The 11,970-nt window shown below is 29.8% G+C and carries 3 protein-coding genes and 1 pseudogene; 2 read left to right on the plus strand and 2 right to left on the minus strand.

Translation table 11 applies throughout. From position 1 onward, the window contains the following. Window positions 1-11: 11 nt before the first annotated feature. The gene (locus FYJ83_RS02075) at window positions 12-5,270 is read right to left on the minus strand and encodes an Ig-like domain-containing protein (RefSeq protein WP_154438601.1); all 5,259 of its coding nucleotides are present in this window, start codon (window positions 5,268-5,270) and stop codon (window positions 12-14) included. A gap of 59 nt (window positions 5,271-5,329) precedes the next feature. Next, a complete protein-coding gene (locus FYJ83_RS02080) occupies window positions 5,330-11,299 on the minus strand; it encodes a carboxypeptidase regulatory-like domain-containing protein (RefSeq protein ID WP_154438603.1) in 5,970 nt (1,989 codons plus the stop codon). 198 nt (window positions 11,300-11,497) lie between these two features. Between FYJ83_RS02080 and FYJ83_RS19605 the strand changes: the two genes are divergently transcribed. Both FYJ83_RS19605 and FYJ83_RS19610 read left to right on the plus strand, forming a co-directional pair. Then, window positions 11,498-11,764: a hypothetical protein gene (locus tag FYJ83_RS19605; protein WP_195837891.1), complete on the plus strand. Its 267-nt coding sequence runs from the start codon at window positions 11,498-11,500 to the stop codon at window positions 11,762-11,764. An 18-nt stretch (window positions 11,765-11,782) separates the two neighbouring features. After that, window positions 11,783-11,970: pseudogene (locus tag FYJ83_RS19610) on the plus strand (IS5/IS1182 family transposase); the annotation flags it as partial.

Below are 11,970 nucleotides of genomic sequence, written 5' to 3' on the forward strand. Positions count from 1 at the left end.
ACCACGGATTGTTATTCCGTGGTTTCAATTAAAAACTTCATACGTATAGTTTTCTTTAATTTTTTTGTAGGATTATTTGCCTGAGATAAATCTTTATTAATAAATAAATAATAAACACCAGGATCATATCCATGATTAGGTGGAAAAACTTTAATCGTCTCTGAATCTTGATCAGCTTCAATATATATGCCTTGGAGTTTCTCTCTTCCATCACTGAATTTTGATACAAAAATATATTCATTTACTAAGTTTAAATCCACTGGATGAGAAAAATTAATATTAATTTCTTCAAATGGTTTCTTAAATAATTCTATATGCCAATCTTCAACGTCAACATTAGGTATTTCTGGTAGATTTTCTACAATTTCTAATCCTTCCCAAGCTTCTATTAATTTAATAAAAGCTTCTACTATATCTATTTCCATAGCCTTATCATTATCTATTATGGACTTTGCATATATTAATGCTTCTTGTAATACAGTCCAGCTTTCCTCTGTATAATTTTCGCTCCTCAAATATTCCATATAGTTTATGAAATTAATCAATTCTTCTCTAGCACTATTCTCTTGTTCATCTGTTAATATATTAATGATACAAGAGTCACTAAAATTACCATCTTCTGTTATTATGGTGATTATGCTTTCTCCAGCTGAAACACCTGTTACAATACCTTCTTTATCTACTAAAGCTATGTTCTCATTGCTAGATTTCCATATTACGTTTTTGTTAGTTGCATTCCAAGGGTATATTCGAAATCCTAAGGCTTCTTTCTCTCCTACCTTAAGAGTTAAAGATTTTGTTTCAAGTTCCACCTTTGATACATTGATATCTGCAAACTCCCTTTCTTCAAACATAATGTTGATTATGACATTATTATTATCTACAAATATAAATTTATCATCTGTTAATACGGACTTTGGATTATCATCTACTTGTGGCGGATTAAGAGTTCTATTATCACGAATATCCACATAATGAGATTCCCATAAGTTTCCATCTGTTGATGTTACTATATCTCTAACCCAAGGGGAAAAACTACTAGGTGATACTCTATATCTTACTATTCCTATAAACCTTTCTCCGTTCCATTGAATATCTTCGAACATAATAGTTTTCTTCAGTACACTAAACTCTTCCTCACTTAAATATACTCCATATAATTCTTCTAAATCAAGTCCTTTTAGTTCCCAATCTATTCCATTGTCAGATATGGCATACTTTCCTACAAATCGTCTATCTTGATAGGATTCAGCAAAAATAGATACATACTTATTATTCCCACCTACAAAACCTATAATATTATAAGCTGAATTTATTATTGGAAAGTCACTTACTCCAATCCATTCTTTCAAATCCTTAGATATAACTATTTTGTCATTATGATTTTGTCCCAGATATAATCCATCTGTGTATCTAATATATGAATATTCTTTAGCAATTTCATCTCTTATTAATTCAGTTGTCCAGTTAATTCCATCAGTTGTCCTCCATATATATGGATAATAGCTCATATATGCTATTAGTTCATTTTCCTTTAAAATAAAACCATTTGGTGTTTCCGAAGGATTTACTATAGGGTATGCTTTATATTTTTCATCTACTTTTATTTCTGGAAGATATGCTATATTCCATGTTATTCCATCTGTAGAATATCTATATCTAAGAGACCCACTTTCTAAAATCATAAATTTACCATCTAAAAAAGTCAGCTCATCAAGATAATATCGAGAAAGTCCTTTAATAGATGGTTGTTGAATCCATTTTAATCCATCGACAGATGTAAAAACATCTCCAAATCTATTTAGAATTAAGTATATTCCATTACCATAGGCAATAAAGTTTTCACCTTGTGACTTTCCTCTCCGTATAGGTATATAATCTTCATTCTCACTTTCTTTATAGTAAAAGTTTCCAAGATAATTAGTTTCAAAACTTCCCATTAAATTATAGTTGCTATATAATAATATCCTGCCATCAGCCATAGGATATACTCCTCCAAAATAAAGATCTTTTGCTTGTAAAGATTTTGAATCTAATTTCCAATGAAAACCATCATCTGAAAATAGAAGAAAGCCGTCCATAACTCCATAATACATATTATTGTTATATAATATTTCACTTACTATAAGATTTTCACTTGGATTAAATATCCTATCATCTTGTGAATCAAAGCCTAATTTCTTAGGTTCCCATGTAAACCCATCATAGGAGATATATATTTTATTCATATTTCCATATGCAATAAATTTTTCATTATCCTTTGTGATGTTTTGTATTTCCACTGAACCAAGATCCTTAAATTCTTCATCACATAACCATGTGCTCCAATTACTTCCATCCTTACTAGAAATAATTGCTGTTATACTTCTATTTCGTGGATCATCTATGGGGGAAAAACCTACTATAATAAATATGGTTTCTCCATCAAAAAATATATTCTCTATTGAACGACTACATCTTATGACCTCACCTTTATACTCTATTTCCCAACCAGCTTCATATACACTTTCCCAGTTTATTAAATCCTTAGATGTAAATACAATACCATTCATAATTGTCACATATATGCCTTTATCATATAGAAGATGATATTGTATTACATATATCCCTGGACCTTGATCCAATAAATAACTTATATTATGGATCTTGGTCCAATTTATTCCATCTAATGATGTAAATATGGAAAAATCTTCTCCTAAAGTCACATATTTATCTCCATCCCATACTATATCCCCTACACGTTCTGGATTTGATAAGAATATATTTTCCCAATGTTTCCCATCCTCTGAATATAACATTTCGCCAGATCCAATTCCTACATAGGAATTTCCGTTGCTTACAATTTTTTCCAAAGCTATGTTTTTATTATCATTATTTACATAGGCTTTTGCTTTTAAATTATTAGTTTCTTTTACAATTATTTTTATATAATCACTATATCCTCCATCTTCTGTTGTAGCTATGACTGTAACTTCTCCTGAAGAATTAGCAAATATAATTCCTTCTTGATTTACTGTAGCAATAGAATCATTTTCAGATTCCCATATAATATTTTTATTACTTGCATTGTCTGGAATAACTCTAGCAAATAATTTCATACTATTACCTACAAATAATGTAGCTTCTTTTCTATCTAGCTCAATATTTATTACATTTACAGTCTCTTGTTGTACATTTAATGTATAAGGATTTTTCTCTGTTCCTTTTCCAGATTTAATCATACTATTGCTGGATAAATTTATAGCAGGTCTTACCCCTGTCCTTCCATCACAAGCTATATTTTGATATAATCCCTCTTCATAATTGTCTGTAGTACGAATATTATAACTATCAAATGTTATGGGAGTTCTTAGCCAACTATACCAGTAATACTCTGGTGCTAATCCTAGTTGCCCATATTCATTATTATATACAGCTTCATTTGTAGGCCCTGCCTTAGCATATTTATAATCTAATTTCATATTTCTCCATATATAATCATTTACTTCCTTTACAGATAATAAAAACACCTTATCTTCAACTATAGTATAATAAGCATTATCATAATTTCCTACAGTATTATATCCTTCCTTAAATTCATGAAAATCCCACATAAATGGTGTTAATGTGGAGAACTTATGGTTCTCTACACCACCTTCAAGTACTCCTTCAACAGCATCTACTTCTGGAAGAAGTACCTTTGCTTTGCTATTTAATATTAAACTTCTCTCTTCTTCTGAGAAGTTTCCATTAGCTAGAAAACCTTTTTCATCATCATAGGCATTATATAATACATTTTCCTTAGTTGGAATATTATATTTATAGTCCACCTTCATATCTGCAGAATTTAACCATTGTCTAAGGGTAGATGTTTGCCATAGGTTACTACCATATTGTTTTCTACTATTCCAAAGATCATCCCTTCCAACGGTATTTTCACCTTTGGCATCAAATGCTTTTAAAGTTAAAATTTTATCTGCAATTAGCATTGGACTGCCATCTTCATTAATATTTATTACTCTCCATAATATTGGTTTATTATAATATTTACCAAATTCAATATAATCTCCTATCTTTATACCGTTTTCCGTACTTTCTGGAGTCACTACAATGCTTATATATTTCGATATATTTCCATCTATAGTAGTAACCTTTAGACTAGCCCTACCGCTATTCTGTGCTATTACATTCCCATTTCTGTCTACTTCAACTATATTATTATTACTTGATTCCCAAACAACTCTTTGGTCTGTTGCATAGAAAGGTTCTATATAAGTGTTTATTTCTATCATCTCACCTATTCTCATGGTAATACTAGTAGGGTCTACTATTAAATTCTTTACTCTATTATCTTTAATATTTATTCTATAAGGAATTTCCTTAGTTCCATTTCCAGTACCAATATCTACTATCCTTAAAGCAATTGCTGGTCTTACTCCTCCTAATCCATCTGCATCTAAAGAGTAAGTAAAATCATCATTACCTTCTGTATTATTTTTCCAATACCAATAATATTTATTAGGACTTAATGACCTAGTAGGAGGAATAGTACCTGGTTCATATGGCATTGATTGTGTAGAGTATATAGTCTGTATTCTAGGATAAGCCTTGTTGTATTGTCCTAGCTTTTCTTTATTATTTAATATATACTCTTGAATATCATCATCTGATAATAAGAACACTTTATCTGCTGCATCTTCGTGAATAATTATATTATTTAGAACTTTGTTAGTTCTAGGCTTTAGCATTCCTCTTTCTTCCTCAGTAAAGTTCCCCTCAGCTAAAAATCCTTTTTCATGACCATAAGAATTTGTACTAACAACTGGATCTATTGGAGCCTTACCATGATAGTTTACAACTTCATCTGATGAATTAAGCCATTTCCTTAAGGGTGACTTTTCCCAGACACTATCTTCCCCTCCCTCCCTAGGCCTATTTCCAAATTTATCATAGGGTTCTTCATAGGTGCAAAAGGATTTTAGAGTTAGTATTTTATCTGATAATAAGATAGGGCTCCCTTCTTCGTCAATATGAATAATTCTCCATAATATAGGCTCACCTTCATATTTACCAAATTCTATATAGTCTCCTATATTAACTTGAGATTCCATGAGAACTTGTTCACTTTCTTTTTCTTCATCATCAGGTAAAGTAGTAGAGATATTAACATCTTCTTCAAAGATATAAGTATTATCCACTCCTAATGAAATATAGGGTTGAAGAAATAAAATCATCGTTATTACTATTAAAGCTAATAATCTTTTTTTCTCTAACCTTAGTTTCACTTTCATTATACTCCCCCATTTCTTAATATAATCTAAACCACGAGGGGTTGCCTCGTGGTTTTAAATTATTTTACAGTAAACTTCATATTTATACCTTGAGTTAATGATTTACCATCTATTGATTTTACTGTGTTCCTTATAACTATTGTGTAAGTCTTTCCTTTAGTAAATGTTCCTTTATTATCTAATATAATATTATTTCCATCTACTCTAGGGTTTATAAAAGCTAATTTATTTCCATTTTCATCCATTATATAGACATTATTAAGATTTACAGAGTTAGAATCAACTTCTTTGTTAAACTCTATTGTCCATGAATGGTCTTCTGTTGGTGCTTGTTTTTGTTCCATTCCTATATACTCTTCCATAGTACTCTTTAAACCTATATTTACATCATCTCTTGGTGGTGGTATAACTATATCTTTATCATTTCCTGCTATTGCCGTTTCATATCCAGCTTTTTCTATAATAACTCTATATATACCTTCTCCTACCATCCAACCATATTTACCTTCATCATCAGTTTTCTGTGGATTTATTTGTCCATATAGTTCTGCATCCCAGAATTCCCAAGAACTTCCGTTCCACTTTTCTAGAGTTGCTGTAGCCCCTTCTATTCTATCTCCAGTATTTATATCATAAACATATCCACTAGGGTCTATTAAGATGATTACTTCTCCAACTACAAATTCATATTCCAAATCACCAATAGTTATTCTCATCTTTATTTGCTTAACTCCTGAACCTGACCAGCCTGTTAGATTAGCTTTCCATCTACCATTTGAATAGGTAGCCTCATATTGTTTGTCTGCAAATAAGAATTCAGCTTTCATTCCATCTAAATATTTATTTAATTCTACATCTATGGCTATATCTTTACCTCTTAAACTCATATCTACCCATGCCGAAAATGCTGGTACACCTATTTCATGGTTCATACCTACTTCATTTCCACCTGGAGTAATTACTTTAATATCTTTAACTTGTACTCCGTTTATTGGGTCTACTTTTACATCTACAGTTGTAGAATTAGCAATATTACCATTTTTCTCTGCCCTTGCAAACAACTGATATTCTCCTTCTGGTAAATCTACTATATCTGCATTATACCATTTACCGGTTACCTTACCTACTGCCATAAGATTATTTGTATTTCTATCTATAATAGATACAGTAGAACCTTCAGTTGCTTCTCCATAGACTTTAAAATTACCATCTGCTACTAAACCTGGAGCATTTATAGTTACATCAATTAGATCTAATTCTGCAAACCCTATTGAATATTCTGTTCCTCCAATAGTGATTTTTGCTGGAATAACTATTTTCTTATCTTTAAAATTATCAGTTACTTTTAGTGATAAAGTCATCTTTCCTGATTGTTGTGGTTCTAAATTAGTAAAGATTGAATTTAGATTTCCTGCTACTACTTCTATACCAGTTGGCAAGTCTACCTTAACAGTTCCTGTAGCATTGGAGCTACCATTATTCTTATAATTTACGGTTAAATTAAAATTCTTACCTATTTGTGTTATGGTTGCATCAGCTTTTATATTGTTTCCTTCACCATTAAAACTATTATTATAGTTTATTGCATTTAGAATAAAGTCTGTTTTTATTGCACCCTCTTTTAACTCTTGTTCACCAATAACAATATTTTTATTTTGACTTTCATGATTTTGTACCCAACCATGACCTATATTATATTCTCCTGCATTAAGTCTTAGTTCGTAGTTTCCGTTAGAATCTGTATAGGTAGTTTTCCAGTCAGACCATCCGTTAGCATAGATTTGTAAATTTGGTATTGGGTTTCCACTATTATCTTTAACAGTTCCATATACATTTACCTTGTTATAGAATACTATATTTTTTTCTATAATATCAGAACTAATCTTTTCAGCTATGGTTGTATAAAGAGGATGATTTGCTGTTAATTCAAATTCCTTTGAATTAGTTCCAGAAGTATTTTCATATACTTCTATTCTATAGTATCCATCTTCATTAGTATTACCATAGAACTGTTGACCATTACCTGTTAAGATAATACTTGCATTAGAAACTGGATTAGTTCCTACAGTTGCTCTACCTGTAATTACTCTTATAACAGGAGTTTCAAAAGTTATTTCCATATCTTGAGTTAAGGATACATCCTTATAATCCCAATATCCATCACTATATAATCTTACTTCATAACTAAGATTATTTGGTAAAGAAAATACTATCTTACCTTCACTATCTGTATATCCTTGTCTATAAACATTTTCCCTGTAATTATAAACTGAAATGTTTTTATTCACTTGAGGATTTCCAGCTGTGTCTTTAACTAGTACTGTTAGATTTTTAGTTTCTACCTTAAATATATTTATATTTGTTTCTTTTGCTAAAGATTTATTTCCAGCAAAGTCTTCTAAATATACGACTATTTTATCTATTTCTTTATTTACTCTAAGAGATTTAGTATACTTATGGAGATCAGCTTTTCCACTATATTCCAAAGAAAATTTGTCTACCTCTACTCCATTTAAATATAGCACTCCCTTAGCATTGACTCTTTCGTTTCCTAAGGCAGTTATATCTAATATATCACCTATATTTACCTTATCAACTTTACTTACAGTTACCTCACTTAATACGGGAACTACTGTATCAAGTATTATGGTTTTAGATAATATTTCTGATTGATTACCTTTTTCGTCAGAGAATTGAACATAAATTGTCTTTTCTCCATCTCCATCTGGTAAATCCCACCCCATCATATTTTGTATATTTAAAGCTTCTGCATTTATTAATTCTGCTTCATTATTAGCTATTTTTATTAGAGTATATCCATCTGGATTTATACTTAAGTTTACAGCTTTCTTATTAGTATAATTCAAACCATTATTTACTGTAAATGATGGTCTTCTTAATCCTGGATTATCTGAATCTGGATTTTTATAGTCTCTATAGCTTATATTGAAATATGACCTTCCAAACAACTCTCCATCTGAGTTTAATATAATTAAATCATAAGTTCCCAATGGATAGTCTATAAATAATTCTGACGGAATTAGAATTCCTGTTTTGCCATGCTTTTCACCACTAACTAAGTCTACTGTTCCTATAAGTTCCTGTTCATCATGGGTAGCTCCCTTTAGGTAGAAATACCCCTTATAGCTTTCACCAGGATTTGTATTTGTAGCTTCAGTGAAGTTTGTCAATTGCATAATCATATTATCATTTTCATATTTTAAACCACTACTAGTACCTGTTAGCACTGATCCCTTTGTAGCATAAAATCCCATATGATAGGAACTAGAATTTTCTGTAAGATCAATATCTCCATAATAAACATATAATTCATAATAAGCATCTTTTAATCTTTCATTGAACTTAATAGAAATATCCGTATTTTTAACCCCTGGAAATTTATTTTCTTCCCATTGACCTATTAACTCAGTGGAAGTATCTACTTTATTACCTTTTAAGTCATATACTTCAACCTTAACTTCTTGTGAATCAATGTTTAAAGTTCTATAAAGAGTTATTTGGCTTTCTTTAGAATAAGAAGATATATTTCTATCTATACGAAGTTTATCAATATACGGTTTAGAACTTATCTCTATTCCTCTGCGATATATAACTTGTCCATCATAAGCAACGACAATTTCAACTTTTCCTTCATCTAATAAATTTAGTTTTCCCATATAATTCGTCGTACTATATTCTTCCACTATAGTTAAAGTATCTGGCACTAAATAAGCTATTCTTTGACCTTCTGTGTTTTCTATAAAAACATCTAGCTTTGAAATATCCTTAAGATTCAATCCATTTCTTAATGTAAAATCTATTTCTGTATTAAAAGGGATTATTTCATCATATAAAGCACCTTTTATTTCTATATCTCTAATATATGCCTTATTTATTACAAATACGGATAATCTACCATTATTGCTACCTTTTATCTCTGTTCCCCTGTATTTATAAATATAATAATACTCTCCTTCATTTAATGGCTCTAATATATTCATCTTAAATCTAATCCAAGAATATCTGGTACTATAACTATAGCCATCAATCTCTGCCTGACCTACAACTTTTTCATCGATATCTACTAATAATATCTCTATATCCTCTAAGTTTTCAGGCACAAAATTCATTATATAAATTTCTCCATTGTAGGATTGCTGATCAAATGAAACCTTTTCAACATCCACATATCCTAACTCTGGTGAACCAGTAGGTTCTACTGCATCATCGTAGAAATAAAAATAAATATATCCGATATAATCATTGTAGCCATGATTTTCATCAGTTCTTTTATTATATAATGTGATATTATAATTACCACGATTTATCCTACTATCAATATCTACAGACAGTTCTCTTGAATTAATATAATCTGCTGTATATTGTACTGCCTCCTCGCCTTCATACCTTACTTCTGCAATATAAAAATCATCATTAGAGAAGTTAATTCCATCTAGAATTATTTTTCCTTCATTGGCTTGAGTTAAGTTTGCTCCATATACTTGTATACCAGTAGTTGTAGAGATATTGGTATGACTTGTACGAACTACTAAATCCTCTGATCCCAAGTAAGTTAGTTTTACCTTATATTCTTCATAATCCATTATCTGTTCATTTGATTCAACTTTCATAGTATATAGGATTTTAACATAATCACCCTCATTGTTTACATTCGTATAATGGGATTCTATACTACTTGCAATTATATTATCTCTATTATCTACTACTTCAAGTTTTAGTAAATCCTTTTTAGTAATATATTCTCCACTAACATTTAGTTTGAACTCTCTATCTCCTGCTAATAGATATTTATCTATTTCAACAGAATTAACTACAGGATATTTATCTACTAAATTTATTTCATCTTTGTATATTTCTCTGCCGTCTAAAGTCAATACTAGATTATGAATTCCTTTTGTAATTTCATCTGCTTTGAATAGTTGTATACTACCACTGTATAAATCATAATCTAAGTTATAAAAAGGTTTTTTATAATAGTTGTTTTTATATAAATATCTTTCATTACCAATTCTATCATTAGTTGTATATACTATATCCCCTCTACTATCTAATACCTTGACTTCTAATTTCCCACCTTTACCTAGATTTCTTATATAAAGGCTTGGATCATGTTTGTCTATGATAATTTCATTATTGTCAATAATATCTTCCCATAATAATGTTATAGACACAGAATCTGTATTGAAACTGGAATCTGTTCCTTCTATAATAGCTTCCACCTCTATATTATTTTCTTCCACTTGGTTTTTTATTGGTTCCTTTATATTTTCAATAGGTTCTTCTTCAGAAGATTCTAGTATTTCTTCTAATCCTTCTATCATACTTAAATCATTATTCTCTTTTATCAATTCACCCATTTCAATAATTTCAGACTCTGGTTCTACTTGAAGATCTTCTTCAATTATTTCTTGGATTTCTTCAGGCACTTCAGTTGCTTCTGTCTTTTCGATGATATTATCTTTTTCTATTTGAATAATATTCTCTAATGCACCTAAAGAATCTTTAGCCTCTAAAGATATACTATAATCTCCTGGAGTTATAGTCTCTGGAAAATATACTAAAATATATTTACTTCTAATAGATTTACCATCTTCATAGTCATATTCATATTTTTCCACTATATCAGAAGAAATATGTTTCTCAACTCCATCACTTAGAGTTATAGTATAATCTATATCTTCTAATGTGTCAGTATTTTGTGCCACTAACTTTATAATTATAGGCACTCTACCTAATATAGGGTATCTCTGTTCAGATTCTATGTAAACCTTGACTAAATCTCCCTTAAAATTATACTCTCCTACATAACTACTTCTTCTATCTGATTGTAAAGCAAATACACTATCAATAGTAGAATCGTTTTCACCATCTACTATTGGTAAGTAAAATATCTGTGCATCATCAAATTCAGGTCTTGTTGCATAAGCTATTTCACCTAATGGTGCAATAAAAGGCAAAACCAAACTAAATAAAATAAGCAATACCAAGATTTTATTTTTCTTTACCATATCTTCTCCCCCTTAATAAAATTTATTATCCTATGCCATTACCATATATTTACATATAAAATCATTATAACATAATATTTAGAAATTAACAGTATATAAAAGAAAGGTGCTGTTTCAAAATAAATAACCCTTAATAAAACAAAAAGAGTTCAGAAAGTGATTGCTCTCTGAACTCTTTTTTAGTATTATTTATCTGCTATGAATATACATACTAAAGTTAATCATAAAGCAAAAATCAAAAAAATACAACTAACTTTTAGTTTTGATTTGACTAATAATTTTGATATGGATGATGAGGTTTTCCTGGTGCACAATATTATTGAGGAGATGAATTTAAAGTTTTTAGATAGTGCCTACTCTAATAAACATAAGAAATATTTGCAAATCAAAAATATAGTATTTGCTTATAGTAAAGGGAAGCGAAGATTAGAAGAACAAAAGAAATATGAAATGTTGAAAGAGTGACTTGATAAGCTAAATATATATGAAAAACATTTGAATATACTTGGTGAAAGAAACAGCTATTCAAAAAAAGATAAAGATACAACTTTCATGAGATTAAAAGATGATCATATGAAAAATGGTCAGTTAAAACCTGCTTACAATATTCAATGTGCAACGAATGGTGGGTATATTGTAGACATAGAGGGATTTAGTAATCCTACAGATGT

This window comes from Tissierella pigra, assembly GCF_009695605.1.
GTDB lineage: Bacteria > Bacillota > Clostridia > Tissierellales > Tissierellaceae > Tissierella > Tissierella pigra.

Bases quoted from the DNA above. Each gene is read 5' to 3' on its own strand.
- FYJ83_RS02080 (WP_154438603.1), bottom strand. From the start codon at position 11,299: ATGGTAAAGAAAAATAAAATCTTGGTATTGCTTATTTTATTTAGTTTG.
- FYJ83_RS02075 (WP_154438601.1), bottom strand. From the start codon at position 5,270: ATGAAAGTGAAACTAAGGTTAGAGAAAAAAAGATTATTAGCTTTAATA.
- FYJ83_RS19605 (WP_195837891.1), top strand. From the start codon at position 11,498: ATGAATATACATACTAAAGTTAATCATAAAGCAAAAATCAAAAAAATA.